Annotated in this window: 19 protein-coding genes; 9 read left to right on the top strand and 10 right to left on the bottom strand. The window is 75.1% G+C overall.

Annotation, left to right across the window (positions count from 1 at the left end):
• Positions 1 to 85 precede the first annotated feature (85 nt).
• A complete protein-coding gene (locus ACFVVU_RS13990) occupies positions 86 to 682 on the bottom strand; it encodes an ArsR family transcriptional regulator (RefSeq protein ID WP_387789939.1) in 597 nt (198 codons plus the stop codon).
• A gap of 291 nt (positions 683 to 973) precedes the next feature.
• Here ACFVVU_RS13990 and def point away from each other — a divergent pair, with 291 nt between their 5' ends.
• On the top strand, positions 974 to 1,624 hold the full coding sequence (gene def, locus ACFVVU_RS13995; protein WP_387790102.1) for a peptide deformylase: 651 nt from the start codon (positions 974 to 976) through the stop codon (positions 1,622 to 1,624).
• Positions 1,625 to 1,668: 44 nt separating this feature from the next.
• On the opposite strand, the gene ACFVVU_RS14000 is transcribed toward def, so the two are convergent.
• The gene (locus ACFVVU_RS14000; protein WP_387789941.1) at positions 1,669 to 2,601 is read right to left on the bottom strand and encodes an aminoglycoside phosphotransferase family protein; all 933 of its coding nucleotides are present in this window, start codon (positions 2,599 to 2,601) and stop codon (positions 1,669 to 1,671) included.
• A gap of 253 nt (positions 2,602 to 2,854) precedes the next feature.
• Here ACFVVU_RS14000 and paaA point away from each other — a divergent pair, with 253 nt between their 5' ends.
• The 5 genes from paaA to paaE are packed head-to-tail and all read left to right on the top strand — an operon-like array spanning position 2,855 to position 6,859.
• The gene (gene paaA, locus ACFVVU_RS14005) at positions 2,855 to 3,880 is read left to right on the top strand and encodes a 1,2-phenylacetyl-CoA epoxidase subunit PaaA (protein WP_387789943.1); all 1,026 of its coding nucleotides are present in this window, start codon (positions 2,855 to 2,857) and stop codon (positions 3,878 to 3,880) included.
• Complete coding sequence (paaB, locus tag ACFVVU_RS14010) at positions 3,877 to 4,170, top strand: 1,2-phenylacetyl-CoA epoxidase subunit PaaB (protein WP_380687420.1); 294 nt, start codon at positions 3,877 to 3,879, stop codon at positions 4,168 to 4,170. The genes paaA and paaB overlap by 4 nt, the downstream gene beginning before the upstream one ends.
• 47 nt (positions 4,171 to 4,217) lie before the next feature.
• Positions 4,218 to 5,099, top strand: a complete 882-nt coding sequence (gene paaC / locus ACFVVU_RS14015) for a 1,2-phenylacetyl-CoA epoxidase subunit PaaC (RefSeq protein ID WP_387790103.1) — start codon at positions 4,218 to 4,220, stop codon at positions 5,097 to 5,099.
• A gap of 5 nt (positions 5,100 to 5,104) precedes the next feature.
• Complete coding sequence (gene paaD, locus ACFVVU_RS14020) at positions 5,105 to 5,680, top strand: 1,2-phenylacetyl-CoA epoxidase subunit PaaD (RefSeq protein WP_380687423.1); 576 nt, start codon at positions 5,105 to 5,107, stop codon at positions 5,678 to 5,680.
• Positions 5,681 to 6,859, top strand: coding sequence for a 1,2-phenylacetyl-CoA epoxidase subunit PaaE (paaE, locus tag ACFVVU_RS14025; RefSeq protein WP_387789945.1), 1,179 nt, complete (start codon positions 5,681 to 5,683; stop codon positions 6,857 to 6,859).
• 40 nt (positions 6,860 to 6,899) lie between these two features.
• On the opposite strand, the gene ACFVVU_RS14030 is transcribed toward paaE, so the two are convergent.
• Positions 6,900 to 7,826 (bottom strand): NAD(P)H-binding protein, encoded by a 927-nt coding sequence (locus ACFVVU_RS14030; RefSeq protein ID WP_387789947.1) that lies wholly within the window; start codon positions 7,824 to 7,826, stop codon positions 6,900 to 6,902.
• A gap of 76 nt (positions 7,827 to 7,902) precedes the next feature.
• Between ACFVVU_RS14030 and ACFVVU_RS14035 the strand changes: the two genes are divergently transcribed.
• Positions 7,903 to 8,277: a winged helix-turn-helix transcriptional regulator gene (locus tag ACFVVU_RS14035; RefSeq protein WP_387789948.1), complete on the top strand. Its 375-nt coding sequence runs from the start codon at positions 7,903 to 7,905 to the stop codon at positions 8,275 to 8,277.
• 51 nt (positions 8,278 to 8,328) lie between these two features.
• Here the strand turns inward: ACFVVU_RS14035 and ACFVVU_RS14040 are convergent, their stop codons facing one another.
• Positions 8,329 to 9,492 (bottom strand): flavin-containing monooxygenase, encoded by a 1,164-nt coding sequence (locus ACFVVU_RS14040; RefSeq protein ID WP_387789950.1) that lies wholly within the window; start codon positions 9,490 to 9,492, stop codon positions 8,329 to 8,331.
• A gap of 62 nt (positions 9,493 to 9,554) precedes the next feature.
• Positions 9,555 to 9,929 carry a YbjQ family protein gene (locus ACFVVU_RS14045; protein ID WP_355362963.1) on the bottom strand — a complete coding sequence of 125 codons (375 nt, stop codon included), beginning with the start codon at positions 9,927 to 9,929 and terminating at the stop codon, positions 9,555 to 9,557.
• 147 nt (positions 9,930 to 10,076) lie between these two features.
• On the opposite strand from ACFVVU_RS14045, the gene ACFVVU_RS14050 reads away from it, so the two are divergent.
• Both ACFVVU_RS14050 and ACFVVU_RS14055 read left to right on the top strand, forming a co-directional pair.
• A complete protein-coding gene (locus tag ACFVVU_RS14050) occupies positions 10,077 to 11,006 on the top strand; it encodes a hypothetical protein (RefSeq protein ID WP_380686400.1) in 930 nt (309 codons plus the stop codon).
• Positions 11,007 to 11,037: 31 nt separating this feature from the next.
• Positions 11,038 to 11,793 (top strand): aminoacyl-tRNA hydrolase, encoded by a 756-nt coding sequence (locus tag ACFVVU_RS14055; RefSeq protein WP_387789953.1) that lies wholly within the window; start codon positions 11,038 to 11,040, stop codon positions 11,791 to 11,793.
• A 72-nt stretch (positions 11,794 to 11,865) separates the two neighbouring features.
• Here ACFVVU_RS14055 and ACFVVU_RS14060 read toward each other — a convergent pair whose 3' ends face one another.
• From ACFVVU_RS14060 to modA, 5 genes are all read right to left on the bottom strand, one after another.
• Positions 11,866 to 12,309, bottom strand: coding sequence for an SRPBCC domain-containing protein (locus tag ACFVVU_RS14060; protein ID WP_380686396.1), 444 nt, complete (start codon positions 12,307 to 12,309; stop codon positions 11,866 to 11,868).
• Positions 12,310 to 12,542: 233 nt separating this feature from the next.
• Positions 12,543 to 13,001, bottom strand: a complete 459-nt coding sequence (locus tag ACFVVU_RS14065; protein ID WP_387789955.1) for a hypothetical protein — start codon at positions 12,999 to 13,001, stop codon at positions 12,543 to 12,545.
• A gap of 38 nt (positions 13,002 to 13,039) precedes the next feature.
• The gene (locus tag ACFVVU_RS14070; protein WP_387789956.1) at positions 13,040 to 14,161 is read right to left on the bottom strand and encodes an ABC transporter ATP-binding protein; all 1,122 of its coding nucleotides are present in this window, start codon (positions 14,159 to 14,161) and stop codon (positions 13,040 to 13,042) included.
• Between the two features lie 82 nt (positions 14,162 to 14,243).
• Complete coding sequence (locus ACFVVU_RS14075) at positions 14,244 to 15,125, bottom strand: ABC transporter permease (protein WP_387790105.1); 882 nt, start codon at positions 15,123 to 15,125, stop codon at positions 14,244 to 14,246.
• A complete protein-coding gene (gene modA, locus ACFVVU_RS14080; RefSeq protein WP_387789957.1) occupies positions 15,125 to 15,967 on the bottom strand; it encodes a molybdate ABC transporter substrate-binding protein in 843 nt (280 codons plus the stop codon). Before modA ends, ACFVVU_RS14075 begins: the two co-directional genes overlap by 1 nt.
• Positions 15,968 to 16,341: the final 374 nt, after the last annotated feature.

Here is a 16,341-nt window from a genome sequence, read left to right on the forward strand (position 1 = left end):
CGGTGGATCCCGGATCCACCGACCACCGCCGGCGGTCCGTCGTCCGTCGTCCGTCGGGACGCCGGGACGCCGGGACGTCGGGACGTCAGGACGTGCCCGGTTCCCCCTCGCGGTCCGCGAGCAGCGGGAAGAGCCGGGTGACCGCCGCCACCGGGTGCGTCCCGGGGCGCGGCCCGCGCTGTCGGTAGGGCGCGAGCAGGGCGCGGACGGCGGCGCCGAGGTCGGCGAGTTCGTCGGCGGTGAGGTGCAGGACATCGCTGGAGGTCTGGTCCAGCTGCCATTCGGCGGGTGCGGCGGACCGGTTGGCGAGCCAGTGCCGGTAGCTGCTGTCCTCCAGGTCGCTCGCCAGTTCGGGGGTCAGGTCGTGTCCGGCGCGGCCTCCCGGTTCCTCCGCTGAGCCGGGTGGCATGAGCGATCCCTCCCAGCGCAGCCGCCACGGCCGTGAGCGGCCGTCGCTGGTCGGCGCCTCCTCGATCAGCCCGTACCGAGCCAGTTGCCGCAGGTGGAAGGAACATGTTCCCGAACTCTGGCGGATCATCTGAGCGGCCTGGTTCGAGGTGATGGTGCCCCACTCGGCGATCAGGTCGAGCAGTGCGGCGCGCACCGCGTGCTGCGGCAGTGGCCGCGCGGGTACCGCTGTCGGGGTGGTCGCCGGTTCGGCAGGGGTGTTGTGGGTGGTCACTTTGCAAAGAATCCACTTTGCAAAGTGACTTGGCAAGCCAGGAGAGCGTCCGTGCCGTGCAACATGGCCTCTGAACTGGAGGAATACCCCGCCTCCGCTGGGTTCCCGCGGCCTCGTTGCGCCTCGCTGCGCCTTACCGCACGCACTTTGCAAAGTTCAGACTTTGCAAAGTGTGGCAGAGTGAGAGCCGCCGGCACCGGATGCGGTGCCGGCGTTGTCGGCGCGGACGGCGCGGGCGGGCCGCGCGGAGGGGAGAGAACCGTGGCACGAGGCGCAACAGCACGGCGGGCGATGCCCGTCCGGGAGCAGGTGCGGGTCCAGGGGGAGGCGGTGAGCGCCTACCCGGAGGTTCCGCCGGAGGCGTTGCGGGGTGAGGTGCGACGGATCACCGTCGTCGGCGAGGATGTCCTGCACCGGCGCTGCCGGGACGTGACGGAGGCCGAGTTCGGTTCACCCGGGACGGTCCGGCTGATCGACGACATGTTCGCCGCCATGTGGGTTGCCGAGGGTGTCGGGCTGGCGGCCAACCAGATCGGCGTCGACCTCCGGGCCTTCGTCTGGGACTGCGTCGACGAGGACGGCGTCCGCCACGTCGGCCACATCCTCAACCCGGTGCTCGATGAGCTGTCGGCGGGCGCGCGCCGGCTCGTCGAGGCCGCGGAGGGCTGCCTCTCCGTCCCCGGCCCGCACCTGGAGCTGGCCCGGCCGGACACGGCGGTCGTCCGCGGCCGGGACCTCGACGGACGACCGCTGGTCGTCGAGGGGCACGGCTACTTCGCGCGTTGCCTCCAGCACGAGACCGACCACCTCAACGGCGGCCTCTACGTCGACCGCCTCACCGCCCGGGGCCGACGCACCGCGCTGCGCCGCATGGAGGAGCAGAAGGCGGAGGTGTTCGCCCGGCGGGCGGCCCGCGCGGAGGAACTGGCCGCCCTGCGCTGAACCCCTTCCGGCCTGGCCGGGCGCCGGACAGCGCTGCCCGGTCGTCAGGCGGCGTCGCCGCGCCCGGCGGCGTCGGCGAGGATCGCCTCCAGGCGGGCCAGGCACTCGGCGACGAACGCCGGATAGGTGTGCCAGTAGTACGAGATCCCGCTGGCCGCGACCGCGATCGCCCAGGCGCGGGCGCGCGTCCAGGTCGCCTCGTCGAGGTCGAGCGCGTCCCGGTAGGCGCGACGCGCCGCGGGCGGCAGGTCCCAGGCGGTCGAGTGCTCGGCGTCCGGGAGGCCGACCGAGAGGCAGCCGAAGTCGATGACCGCGTGCAGCCGGCCGTCCCGGACCAGGAGGTTGGTGGGCTTGAGGTCGCCGTGCAGCCAGACGTGCGGCGCGGACGGCTCCGGCAGCGCGAGCGCGGCCCGCCAGAGCCGCTCCAACGTGTCGACGTCGAGCTCGCCGCCCCCGTCGGCACCCGCGAGCGCGCGGCAGTCCGCGAGGGACCGGGTGGTCCACTCCGCGCAGTCCCGCAGCGAGCCGCCGCGGTACCAGCTGAGCTCGTCCGCGCGGGTCGCGCCCATCAGGTCGAGGCCGTGCAGCTCCCGCACGAACGCCGCCAGGTCGCTGCCGAGGCCGGCCCAGTCCCGGACGTTCGACGGTCCGGGCTCCGCGCCGTCGATCCAGCGGTAGACCGACCAGGCGAGCGGGAAGGCCTCGCCGGGCACCCCGGTGTGCACGGGCTCGGGGACGGCGAGGTCGAGCAGCGGGGCCAGGCGCGGCAGCCACCGCTGCTCCTTGCGCACCGACCGGGCGGTGTCCGGGGTGCGCGGAAGTCGGACGAGCAGCTCGTCGCCGAGCCGGTACATGGTGTTGTCCGTGCCCGCGCCCGCCGGGGTCAGGGGGAGGGCGGCCCACTCCGGCCGCTGGGCGTCGAGCAGGGACCGGACCAGGTCCTCGCCGGCCGGGATCTCGTCCGCGTGCAGTGCCATGGGGGGAAGTCTTGTCCGCCGGCCGGGCCGGGGCCACCGGTTTTCCGCCCGGGCGGCCCGGGCGGTCCGTGCGAACCGGGTGGTCGGGGCGCGCGGGCGCTCCGGGCGGACGCTCCGGGGCCGTCCGTCACCGGCGCTGCTCCCTTGTCAGCCGCCCCGTTGCCCCGCACAATGGAACCGACCGAACGGTTGGTCGGTAGCCTTCGGTGGTGGCCGGAGCGGCCGGGGAGACAGCCAGCGAAAGGGGACCGTGGTGACAGCAGAGGTGGCCGAGCGGCCCGGGGCTTCGCCCGAGGAGGCGTTCGAGGCCGTCATCGCCGCGGAGCAGCGGATCGAGCCCCGCGACTGGATGCCCGACGCCTACCGGGCCACCCTCGTCCGCCAGATCGCCCAGCACGCGCACTCCGAGATCATCGGCATGCAGCCCGAGGGCAACTGGCTCACCCGCGCCCCGTCCCTGCGCCGCAAGGCGATCCTGCTCGCCAAGGCCCAGGACGAGGCGGGTCACGGCCTGTACCTGTACGCGGCCGCGGAGACCCTCGGCGTGGACCGCGCCGAGCTCACCGAGAAGCTGATCTCCGGCCGCCAGAAGTACTCGTCGATCTTCAACTACCCGACCCTCACCTTCGCCGACGTCGGTGTGATCGGCTGGCTGGTCGACGGCGCCGCGATCTGCAACCAGGTCCCGCTCTGCCGTTGCAGCTACGGCCCGTACGCCCGCGCCATGGTCCGGATCTGCAAGGAGGAGTCGTTCCACCAGCGCCAGGGCTACGAGCTGCTGATGACGCTGATGCGCGGCACCGACGCCCAGCGCGCGATGGTCCAGGACGCGGTGGACCGCTGGTGGTGGCCGTCCCTGATGATGTTCGGCCCCTCGGACGCCGCCTCGCCGAACACCGCCCGCTCGATGGCCTGGCGGATCAAGCGGCACACCAACGACGAGCTGCGGCAGCGCTTCGTCGACATGACGGTCCCGCAGGCCGAGCACCTCGGCGTCACGCTCCCCGACCCGGAGCTGCGCCGGAACGAGGAGCGCGGCGGCTGGGACTTCGGCGAGCCGGACTGGTCGGAGCTGAACCGGGTCATCCACGGCGAGGGCCCGTGCAACGCCCAGCGGATGGAGCGCCGCCGGGCCGCGCACGAGGACGGTGCCTGGGTGCGCGAGGCGGCCACGGCGTACGCGACCAAGCGCCGCGCCGACACCGTGGCGGACACCGCAGCGGACACGGAACCGGACACGGCAGCGGCACAGCACGCGGAAGAGGAGAACGGAAAGTGACCGAGTCCAAGGCCGGCTGGCCGCTCTACGAGGTGTTCGTGCGCCCCCGGCGAGGCCTGAACCACGTGCACGTCGGCTCGCTGCACGCGTCCGACGAGCGGATGGCCCTGCTCGCCGCCCGCGACCTCTACACCCGCCGCAACGAGGGCGTCAGCCTCTGGGTGGTGCGCTCCGACGCGATCACCGCCTCCACCCCGGACGAGCGCGACCCCTTCTTCGCGCCCAGCGGCGACAAGGTCTACCGCCACCCGACCTTCTACGACATCCCCGAGGATGTCCCGCACATCTGACCGGGAGCAGCCGAACCATGACCGACGACCACACCACCAGCGGCCACGTGACCGACGACCACGTGTACCTGAGCCTCGCCGAGGCGTCCCCCGAGCCGGAGGGCGAGGGCCGCTGGGCGTACGGGACGGGCTTCGCCGACCCGCTGCTCGGGGTGGACACCGCCGTGCCGCCCGGCCTGGACGGCGCCGAGCTCGCCGCCTACTGCCTGATGCTGGGCGACGACGCGCTCGTCCTCGCCCAGCGGCTGATCGAGTGGTGCACCCGCGCGCCGGAGCTGGAGGAGGAGGTCGCGCTCGCCAACCTCGGCCTCGACCTGCTCGGTCAGGCCCGCCTGCTGCTCACCCGGGCCGGGCAGGCGGACGGCTCCGGGCGCACCGAGGACGACCTGGCGTACTGGCGGGAGGAGCACGAGTTCCGCAACGTCCGCCTGGTCGAGGCGCCGAACGGGGACTTCGCGTACTCGATCGCCCGTCTGCTGCTCTTCGCCACCGCCCGCGGCGCTCTCTACGAGGCGCTGGCCGGGCACGCCGACCCGGTGCTGGCGGCGGTCGCGGCGCGCGGGGCGAAGGAGCTGGCCTACCACCGCGAGTACGCCACGGCGTGGACGCTGCGGCTCGGCGACGGCACGCCGTACTCGGCCGCGCGGATGCAGGCCGGGCTGGACGCCGTGTGGCCGCTGCTGGAGGAACTGTTCACCGCGCACCCGGTGGAGACGCGGGTCGGGGTGGACCCGGCGACGCTGCGCGAGCCGGTGCTGCGCTCGCTGGCGACGGTGTGCGGGCAGGCCGCGCTGACGGTGCCGGACGTGCCGGGGCTGGCGCGCGTCGGCGGCCGGGCCGGGCGGGACGGGGTGCACACCGAGGCGCTGGGCCCGCTGCTGGCCGAGCTGCAGGTGCTGGCCCGCGCGCACCCGGGCGCGACGTGGTGACGGCCGTGGCCGGGGCACACGCGTCGAGCGGGGCGGGCGGGGCCGCCTGGGCGGTCGCGGCGGCGGTGCCGGACCCGGAGCTGCCCATGCTGACCCTGGCCGACCTGGGCGTGCTCGCCGACGTCGTGGAGGACGGCGACACGGTGACCGCGTGGCTCACCCCGACGTACTCGGGCTGCCCCGCCGTCGCCGAGATGGCCGCCGACGTCGACCGGCGGCTGCGCGCGGCCGGGTTCGCGGACGTCCGGGTCCGGCTGCGGCTGGATCCGCCCTGGTCGACCGATCTGATCACGCCCGAGGGCCGGCGCAGGCTGGCCGAGGCCGGCATCGCCCCGCCCCGGCCCGGCGGCGCTGCGGCCGGCGGGCGCACCGGTGGCGGGAGCACACCGCTGAGCCTCGGCCCGACCCGGCTCGCGGGGGCCGCGGGGGCCGCCTCCGGGGGCGTCCCCGCGCCCGTCACCTGCCCGCTCTGCGGTGGCACCGACACCGAGGAGCTGTCCCGCTTCGGCTCCACCGCCTGCAAGGCACTGTGGCGCTGCCGGGACTGCCGCGAGCCCTTCGAACGCGTCAAGGAGATCTGAATGGCCGCCGTCCCGTCCGCCGCCCCCTCCGCGGACCTGCCCGCCGCCCAGCCCCCGGCGCCGTCGACCCGGCCCGCGGAACCGGCGACCCCGCCGTCCGCCGTGCGCGCCGCCCGTCGGCCGAGCTTCCACGCGCTGCGGATCGCCGGCCTGGAACGGCTCTGCGAGGACGCCGTCGCGGTCACCTTCACCGTGCCGCCGGGGCTCGCGGACGCGTACGCCTTCCGCCCGGGCCAGACGCTGACGCTGCGCCGGGTGGTGGACGGCGTCGACGAGCGCCGCTCGTACTCGATCTGCGCCCCCGCCGGCGGCCCGCTGCGGATCGCCGTGCGCGAGGTGCCGGGCGGGCTGTTCTCCCGCTGGCTGGTGCGCGAGGCCCGGCCGGGGGAGGAGGTGGAGGTGCTGACGCCGTCCGGCCTGTTCACCCCCGACCTCGCCGAGCCCGCCGACCACGTGCTGCTGGCGGCCGGCTCCGGCATCACGCCGATGGTCTCGATCGCGGCCTCCGTGCTGGCCGCCGACCGCACCTCCACGGTGACCCTGCTCTACGGCAACCGGCGCAGCGACACCGTGATGTTCGCCGACGAGTTGGCCGACCTCAAGGACCGCTACCTGAACCGCTTCCAGCTGGTCCACGTGCTCTCCCGGGAGACCAGGGACGCCGAACTGCTCAGCGGCCGGCTGGACCCGGAGCGGGTCGGGGCGCTGCTGACGGCGCTGGTGGACACGGCGGCGGTCGGCCACTGGTGGCTCTGCGGGCCGTTCGGCATGGTGGCCGGGGCGAAGGAGCTGCTGGCCGGGCTGGGCGTCCCGGCGGAGCGGGTGCACCAGGAGCTGTTCCACGCCGAGGACGAGCCCGTCGCCGAGCGCGCGGAGGACACCCCGGACGGTGGCGCGGCCGGGTACAGCGAGGTCACCGTCGTCCTGGACGGCCGGGGCAGCACCCTGTCGCTGCCGTGCGACCGGTCGATCCTGGACGGCGCGCAGCGCTCCCGCCCGGACCTGCCGTTCGCCTGCAAGGGCGGGGTCTGCGGCACCTGCCGCGCCCTGGTGACGGAGGGCGAGGTGGAGATGCGGCGCAACTTCGCCCTGGAGGAGAAGGAGCTGGCGGCCGGCTACGTCCTCACCTGCCAGGCCCGGCCGGTGACGGACAGGGTGACGGTCGACTACGACCGCTGACCGGGCGGCCGGCCCGGCGGCCACCGGGCCGGCCGACCCGTCAAGGTGTCGCCGCCGTCAGCTCCGCGCGGTGGGCAGTGAAGAACGCGCCGAGCGTGACCGGGGCGCGTCCGAGCAGCCGCCGCGTGGTGCCGTCGTCGGCGACGTCGAACCAGCCCTGGCGCCGGAACGGGTCGTTCTCACCCCAGCCGGCGGCCAGGGCCGGGGGCACGCCGAGCGCGGTGAGCGCGCCGGGGACGTCCGCGTCGGCCACCGGGCGGTGCCGCACCGGCCGACCGGTGGCCTCGACGAGCGCGGCGGCGACCTCGGCGTCGGTCAGGCCCGGACCGGTCACGTTCAGCACAGCCCCGGTGGCGCCCGGCGCGGCGGCGGTGTCGAGGGCGCCGGTGTCGACGGCTCCGGTGAGGACGCGGGCGGCGGCCCAGGCGGTGTCCTCGCGGGTGATGTAGCCGACCCGGCCGTGCGCGGCGCTGCTGGGCAGCTCCCCGTGGGCGACCGCGAGCCGGGCCAGGCCGGAGAGCAGCAGCATCTGCGGCCAGACGTTGAACCGCAGGACGGTGTGGGCCAGGCCGGATCCGGCGAGCAGCCGTTCGGTCCGCCGGTGGTCGGCGGCCTCGGGGACGGGGTTGGCCGGGTCGCCGGCGCGGACCACCGAGGTGTAGACGAGGTGCTCCACCCCGGCGGCGACGGCCGCCTCGACGGCCGCCTCGTGCAGCTGGAACCGTCGGGGTGAGCGCTCGGTGCTGACGAGGAGCAGCCGCCGGACCCCGGCGAGTGCCGGCGGCAGGGTGGCGGGCCGGGCGAAGTCGGCCTGCCGGACGAACAGGCCGGGCCGGGCCGGGTCCGCTCCGGCCCGGGCGGGATCACGGGTCAGGGCGACCGTGCCGGTCCGGCCGGCGGTCAGGTCGAGTACGGCGGCGAGCGCCAGCCGGCCGAACCGCCCGGCCGTTCCGGTTACTGCGAGCATGTGAACTCCTCGACTGTGCGGGTGTCTTGGAGCGATCATGGGCGGGGTCGGCGGGTCGTCGAAAGAAGGAACATTCATGTCCACTGGCACGGACGGCTCTCCGGTCGGCGCCGTGCGACCGGTCACCACGCAGGACCGCGCACGATGCCCGGCGACGGCGGTCCTGCACCGGATCGGGGACCGCTGGAGCGTCGTGCTGATCTGCCTGCTCGCCGAACACCCGTGCGGATACAACGAGTTGGACCGCGCCGTCGCCGACCTGAGCCGGCGGATGCTGACCCGTGCGCTGCGCACCCTGGAGGCCGAGGGGTACGTCAGCCGTACCGCTCGCGCCGAGTCCCCGTACCGGGTCGAGTACGCGCTGACCGGTCTCGGCGAGTCGCTGCACGCGGCGGTGCGGGAGCTGGGCTCCTGGGCCGCCGCGCACGACGGCCCCGCGCGGGAACGGTGAGGGCCGCCGTCCCGCCGCCGTCCCGCCGCCGTTCCGCCGGCCGTCGCTCCGTCAGCCGCCGACCGGCACCGGCACCGTCGCCCCGGCCCCGGCCCCGTCCGGGGCCGGGGCGACGAGCAGCCCGACGATGTCGTTGACCGCCGCCCGCCCGGCCCGGTTGGCGCCGACGGTGCTGGCGGACGGCCCGAAGCCGACCAGGTGGACGCGCGGGTCGGCGGTGGCGCGGGTGCCGGTGACGGCGATCCCGCCGCCGGGCGAGCGCAGGCCGAGCGGGCCGAGGTGACCGACCTCGGGACGGAACCCGGTGGCCCAGACGATCGCGTCGACGGCGAGCTCCTCGTCGCCCCAGGCGACCCCGTGCTCGGTGAGGCGGTCGAACATCGGGCGGCGGTGCAGCGCGCCCAGCTCCTCGGCCCGGCGGTAGGCGACCGACGGGCCGAGCCCGGTCACGCTCACCACGCTGCGCACCGGCAGCCCCTGGCGGACCCGCTCCTCGACCTTGGCGACCACCGCGCGCCCGTACTCGGGGGTGAACGGCCCCTCGTGGTAGACCGGCGGGGTGCGGGTGACCCAGACGGTCTCGCCGACCGCCGCGACCTCCGACAGCACCTGGATCGCCGAGGCTCCGCCGCCGACCACCAGCACCCGCTTGCCGGCGAACTCCTCCGGGCCCCGGTAGGCGGCGTAGTGCAGCTGCCGGCCGCCGAAGCGGCCCGGGTAGTGGGGGAGGAAGGGGCGGGTCCAGGTGCCGGTGGCGTTGATCAGCGCCCGGGTGGACCAGGTGCCGGCGTCGGTCTCGACCAGCAGCCGGGCGTCCGGCCGGGTGGAGGCGGAGCGCACCGCCAGCACCTTGACCGGGCGTACGACGGGGAGCGCGTGCTTCGCCTCGTACGCCGCGAAGTACCCCGGGACGACCTCGCGCGCGGGGGCGTCCGGGTCGGGTGCGGGGAGCTCGAAGTCGGGCAGGTCGTGGAAGCCGTGCACGGTGGCCATCCGCAGGGAGGGCGAGCGGTGGGCCCAGGCGCCGCCCGGGGCGCGGTCGGCGTCGAGGACGACGAAGCCGCCGTCGGTGTCCGCCCGGTGCGGCGCGAAGCCGCGACGGCGCAGGTGGTAGGCGGCGGACAGGCCCGCCTGACCCGCGCCGATCACCAGCACGTCGACCCTGCGGCCCTCGTCCGAGGCCGCGCCGGAGGTGGTTGCACCGTAAACAGTCACGTCGGTGAAACATCCGGTGGGCGGGTCGCTGCGGTCCGGCCGCCGGGCTCCGGCCGCCGGGGTCAGACGGTGGCCGGGGAGATCACCACCGCCGTGCCGTAGGCGCAGACCTCGGTGCCGACGTCCGCCGCCTCGGTGACGTCGAAGCGGAACATCAGCACCGCGTTGCCCCCGCGCGCCTTGGTCTGCTCGACCAGCCGCTCCATCGCCTCGTTGCGGCTCTCCACCAGCGTCTTCGTCAGACCGCGCAGCTCGCCGCCGACCAGCGACTTCAGCGAGGCGCCGATCTGGCTGCCGATGTGCCGGCTGCGCACGGTCAGGCCGAAGACCTCGCCGATCACGTGGTCGACCCGGTAGCCCGGGATGTCGTTGGTGGTCACTACCAGCACCTGGGCATCCGGGCGCTGCCCGCCGCCGTACTCGTCGATGTTTGCCATGGGCCCCATCCTGCCGGTAATTCGGACGTCGTCGAACAGTGGCACGCGGGGCGTGCGCGGGGACGCGCGGGGCGGTGACGGCGAGAACGCGTAGGGTAGCCGGAACAGACCGGTGATCGGAGAGCCGAAAGGCCGTACCGTAGCCCCATGGGCGAGCGAAGCGATCATCCACAGGGGCCGGGCGCGGCGGAGGACTCCGACGCGCAGGAGATCGAGGCGACGGTGGTCCTGGGACTGCGGATCACGAACTGGCCGGCGCTGCGTGCCGCCGCCATCGCGGCCGTGGAGGAACTGGACTTCGAGGGCATCGATCCGGCCGGGCAGCGCCGTGAGCTGCTGCGCGAGGTGGCGGAGGACGCCAACGCGGCGCTGGGCGCGCTGCTCCACCCGGACCGGCTGGTGGCGGCGATCCCGGGGGTCGAGGCGATCGGCGGCACGCTGGAGATCAGCGTCACCGAGGACTTCGCGCCCGACTTCGCCGAGCTGTTCCCGCTGGAGGGCGAGGAGGAGGACGGCGGCGCGGCCGGCGACTGGACGCTCACCCCGCGCACCGCCTGCCTGCTGCACGCCCAGCTGCTCGGGCTGGCCGACGCCGCCTACGACGACCTCGACGAGCACGAGGACGAGCCGGTCGCCGACGGTGAGGAGGCCGACTGGACGGTGTTCGGGCGGCTGCCGCAGCGCACCTGGCGGCTGCACCGCAGCTGGCGCCGCGCGATGGCCCGCACCTTCGACGACCTCGCCGACGACCTCGCGCTCGGCGAGTGGCCGCTGCCGCGCTGCCTGGCGGAGGAGATCGCGCTGCGGATGGCGCTGGTCGACGCCCGGGCGCTGCTCGGCGCGCAGCCCGAGTCGGTCGCCGACATGATGGGCGACCTGCCGGCGGACCTGTACGACTACGACTGGGACGGCTGCCACGACGAGCTGTTCGGCGTCTACGGGCCGGACGACGGCGATCCGGAGCTGACCGCGGAGCAGCGCGCCGAGCTGCTGCTGACGGCGACCCACCCGGAGGGCTGGTTCCTGACCTACGAGGACGCGGAGGAGCGGGACCCGCAGCGCGGCTACCGCCGCTGAGCGCGGGCGCGGGGGCTGGCATGCTGGTCGGGTGACTTCTCCGTTCGACGCCCCGGCCCCAGCCCCTGCCTCCGCTCCTGCCCCCGCTCCTTCCGATGTCCCCGGCTCGGCTCCGGAGGACCGTGACGCCCGGCCGCAGTACGTGCTGCCGCTGGTCGTCCGGCTGGAGCGCGCGACGCCGCCCGGGCGGACCGACGCGCTGGAGACCTCGGCGCGCGCGGTGCTGACGCTGCTCGCCGACCCGCGGGTCGCGGAGGCCGAGGGCGAGTGGGCGGAGCGGGTCGCGGCCTGGGAGGACGCGCGGATCCGCAAGGTGGTGCGGCGGGCGCGCGGCGGCGAGTGGCGCTGGGCCGGGGAGCTGCCCGGGATCACGGTGACCGGCCGGGAGGCGGAGGTGCGGGTCTTCCCGCCGGTCCCGCTGGACGGCTGGCCGAAGGAACTCGCCAAGCTCCAGGTGTCGGGCACCGACCTGGAGGAGAGCGGCCCCGTCGACGCCCCGGCGCCGGGCGTGCCGGTGCTCTGGCTGAACCCGGAGCTGGAGATGAGCGCGGGGAAGACCATGGCGCAGACCGGCCACGCCGCACAGCTCGCCTGGTGGCGGCTGGACGGGACGCGGCGCAAGGAGTGGGCCGAGAGCGGCTTCGCCCTCGCCGTACGCACGGCCACCCCGCAGGCCTGGGCGGAGCTGGTCGCGAGCGGACTGCCCCTGGTCCAGGACGCGGGCTTCACGGAGATCGCCCCGGGCAGCTGCACGGTGGTGGCCGACCACCCGGCACTGCGCGACTGACGGGGGACGGCTGACAGATTTCAAAATCTGTTATCTGTTATCTGTCAGCTGAAATCTGTCAGTTGTCAGCTGTCACCGGCGGTGCGCGAGGCGCTCGGTGTGGCAGGCGAACTCGGTGAGCCGTCGGGTCCAGCCCGTGCCGGTCCGGATGACGCGGGTGCGCAGTGCCGGTCCGCTCTCCACCAGGCGCAGACGGGTGTGGTTGCCCGGCTCGGTGGTCAGCGTGAAGGTCACCAGGGCGGGGCCGGCCGGGTACTCGCCTCCGGCGGCGTGCTGGGGCCGGGACCGGCGAAGGACGAGGACGGCGGGCGGTTCCATCCGCTCGATCAGCGCCGACGGCTCCCCGGGGTCACCGGCCGCCCCGGGGTCGCCCGGTCCGCCGGGCAGCCGGTCGAGCCGTGCGGGGGCGCCCGCGCCGAACCAGGCGCCCAGGAACTCCGCCCGGGTGAGCACCTCCCACACCCGCTCGCGCGGTGCCGCGATGGTGATCTCGCGCTCGATGCCGTCGGCGACCATGCCGTGAACCTCCTCGACCCGTTGCCCGAGGGTCGCACGTTCCGGCCGTGATGTGCAACCTTTGGGTTGCACATCACGAAGGGCGGGCCCGGCGCGTCCGGGGGCCTCCACGGCGTGCCGCACCCAGGTAGTGGCGGCCGATGAAGCCTCACATGGTGTTACCTATCGGCAGCACCTCCGCACGACTGTCCCGGGTGGCGCTGCTGGTCGACTTCCAGGCACGACGAAGGGTCTCACGCCTGATTCGCTACGGTCGGTTCGTCGTACCGCAGCCATGCGAGTGCCTCCTCTCGCTCCACGCGGGCGTCCCACGCTTCGGCCGCCGCCCAGTTGATCATGCGGGGTACGGGCCCCGTATCGCCCCGGTTGGCCACAGCGAGCGAGCTGATGCCGCTCTCCCAGGCCGTCCCGAGCACGGCGACGGCGCTGTCCAAGGAGAGCATGGCGAACTCCGGGCGTCCGGCGCGTGAGCCGAGCAGGTGCGCCGGGTGGCCGTACTCGCTCGTCCCCGGGCGGATCGCGCGCGCGGCGCCCATGACGTCCCAGGCGTCGAGCAGCCGGATCGCATCTCCTGCTTGCCCGACTACCGCCCCCACACCGCCGGTCGACCGTTGATCGAGTGTCCGGCCGGTCCGGGGGCCCCATCGGCCGTCACAGCCCCCTCGGCCGTCATGGCCCGCGTCGTCCTCCACCCACCTCGACCTGTCCGCAGGCCCTCGGAAGCAGGTGGTCAGGCCGGGTAGGCGTGCGTCTGGGCGGCCTTGACGGCGGCCCAGACCGTCGAACCGGGGGCGAGCCCGAGCTCCGCGGCGGCCGCCGGTGTCAGGTCGGCGGCCATCGGGACGGCGCCGGCCAGGTCGGCCCGCACCTGGTCGCCGTGCAGGTCCAGGCCGTGCACCGTCAGCTCCCAGACGTTGCGCGCGCTGCCCTCCGGCCGTGACCGGTGCAGGGTGACGGCGGACGGGGGGAACGCGACGAACGCCGGGCCGGACAGGTCCTCGTCCGTCGCCAGCACGGCGCCCTGCGGCAGCGTCACCCGGTGCCCGTCCGCCGTGCCCCGGTAGAGGTTCAGCCCGACCAGCCGGGCGATGTAGTCGGTGCGCGGCCGGCGCGCGATCTCGGCCGGAGCGCCGGACTGCACCTCGCGCCCCTCCTCGATCACCACCAGCCGGTCGGCCAGCACCATCGCGTCCAGCGGGTCGTGCGTCACCAGCACCGCGACAGCCTCGAACGCGGCCAGGTGGCGGCGCAGCTGGGCCCGGACGTCGAGCCTGGTGCGGGCGTCCAGCGCGGCCAGCGGCTCGTCCAGCAGCAGCAGCCGGGGCCGGACGGCCAGCGCCCGGGCCAGCGCCACCCGCTGCGCCTGGCCGCCGGAGAGCCGACCCGGCCGGGCGTCGGCGTGCTCGGCCAGGCCCATCCGCTCCAGCCAGCCGGCCGCCTCGGCGCGCGCCTCGCGCTTGGAGCGCCCCTGGCAGCGCGGGCCGAACGCCACGTTGTCCAGCGCGCTCAGGTGCGGGAAGAGCAGGTAGTCCTGGAACACCACGCCGACCGGGCGCTCCTCGGCCGGGGTGTGCAGCCGTCGAGCCGGGTCCTCCAGGACGCGGCCGTCCAGGCGCAGATGGCCGCCGCCGAGCGGGAGCAGTCCGGCGAGCGCGCGCAGGGCGGTGGACTTGCCGGCGCCGTTGGGACCGAGCAGCGCGACCACCTCGCCGGGGGCGGCGGTGAGCGCGAGGTCCAGGGTGAAGGCGGCACGCTCGACCCGCAGCCGGGCGTCCAGGCCGGACGCGGCGGAACCGGACGCCGTGGCGCCGGAAGCGGCGGCACCGGAAGCGGGGGGATCGGTGGGGGTCATCGGCGGGGTCTTCCGGACTCGGGGCCCGGGCGGGCCGGCGGCAGGACGCAGGACACGGCCGGTGCGACGGCGGGCACGGGCGTCACGGCGTGGACATCCAGCGCTCACGCAGCCCGGCCAGGACCGCGATCGACACCACCAGCAGCACCAGCGAGAGCGCGATCGCCGCCTCGGGATCCGACTCCATCGCGAGGTAGACGGCCAGCGGCATGGTCTGGGTACGGCCGGGGAAGTTGCCCGCGAAGGTGATCGTCGCGCCGAACTCACCGAGCGCCCGCGCCCAGGCCAGCACCGCCCCGGCCCCGATCCCGGGGGCGATCAGCGGCAGCGTCACCCGGCGGAAGACGGTCAGCCGGGAGGCGCCCAGCGTCGCGGCGGCCTCCTCGTAGCGCGGGTCGGCGGCGCGCAGCGCGCTCTCGACGCTGATCACCAGGAACGGCATCGCGACGAACGCCTCGGCGATCACCACGCCCGTGGTCGTGAACGGCAGGGTCAGGCCGAAGGCGGAGTCCAGCCAGGAGCCGACGATGCCGCGCCGGCCGAGCACGAGCAGCAGCGCCACGCCGCCGACCACCGGCGGCAGCACCAGTGGCAGCGTCACCAGGGCCCGGACCAGCCGCCGGCCCGGCAGCTCGGTCCGGGCCAGCAGCCAGGCCAGCGGTACGCCCAGCACCAGCGACACGCCCGTCGCCGCCGTCGCGCAGACGAGCGACAGCCGCAGCGCCTCCCACACCTGCGGGCTGGTGAGCTGCTCGGACAGCGTGCTCCACGGCGCCCGCACCAGCAGCCCGACCAGCGGGAGGACGAGGAACGCCAGGCCGAGCAGTGCCGGGAGCAGGAGGGTGACCGGCACCCGGTGCGCCCTCCGTCGGCCGAGGAGGCGGACGGGGCCGACGCGGCCGACGGGGCGGACGCGGCCGGGACCCCGGCGCTCCCCCGGAGCCGACCGGTCGGTGCGGCGGATCACGGGGCCTGGAAGCCCGCCGCGGTCAGCACCTGCTGGGCCTCGGGCGACCGGACGTAGGCGACGAAGGCGGCGGCGCCGTCCTTGTTCGGGGCCTTGGCCAGGGCGGCGATCGGGTAGTCGTTCACGGCCTGGGCGGCCTCGGGGAAGTCCACGCCGTCGATCTTCCCGGCATCGGCCCGCACATCGGTGCGGTACACGAGGGAGGCGTCGACCTCGCCCAGTTCGACCTTGGTCAGCGCGCCCTTGACGTCCTGTTCGAGGGTGACCGGGGTGAGGTTGACGCCGGCGGCCTTGAGCGCGGTCAGCGCGGCGGCGCCGCAGGGCACCTCCTTGGCGCAGAGCGCGACCTTCACCCCGGGGGCGGCGAGGTCGGCGAGCCCGGCGAGGTGCTTGGGGTTGCCCTGGGGGACGGCGATGGTGAGCGTGTTGCGCACGAAGGTCTTCGGCTCGCCGGCGGCGCCGCCCGCGTCGGTGACGGTCTTCATGGTGGCCGGGCTGGCGGCGGCGAAGACATCGGCCGGCGCGCCGGAGTTGATGCTGGTGGCGAGGGAGGAGCTGCCGCCGAAGTTGAAGGTGACCTTGGCGCCGGGGTTGGCGGCCTCGAACTTCTTGCCGAGGTCGGTGAAGGTCTCCTTGAGCGAGGCGGCCGCGAACACGGTGATCGAACCGGACGCCTTGGGGACGTCGGCCGACGGGGCCGATGCCGACGCCGGTGCCGCTGCGGACCCCGACGTCCCGCCGTCCTTGGTGCCCGAGCCGCCGTCGCTGCCGCAGGCGGTGGCGCCGAGGGCGAGCACGAGGGCCGCGGCGCCGGCGGCGGTGAGTCTGCGGATGGTCATTCCTTCGCTTCCCCTCCTGGTCGCGCCGGAAGGGCGCGGGGTGATGGACGCAGCTGCGGCCGATATGCCGATCATAGTGCCGCATATGCGGGCCGATTATCGTCTGTCCCATCGCACAGGCAAGGGACTCTCCGGGTGGCGCTCCGGCCCCGAGGGTGGCGCGAGGGGCCGTGCGGACGCGGGCGGGGACGCGGACGCGGGCGCCGACGCGGCCTGCCGTCCGAGCCGGGGAGGACCCGAGTCCATCCGCGGCGCTCCTGTCACCCGCGAGGGTGGCATGGGCCACGGGCAGGGGGCGCGAACGGCTGGGCGAGCGCCGTATGGCGCCCGCCGGGTCGCCTCGTGCGCTCCTTCTGCTCTGATTACCACTCAGT

It is taken from the genome of Kitasatospora sp. NPDC057965, from assembly GCF_042887135.1.
Classification (GTDB): Bacteria; Actinomycetota; Actinomycetes; order Streptomycetales; family Streptomycetaceae; genus Kitasatospora.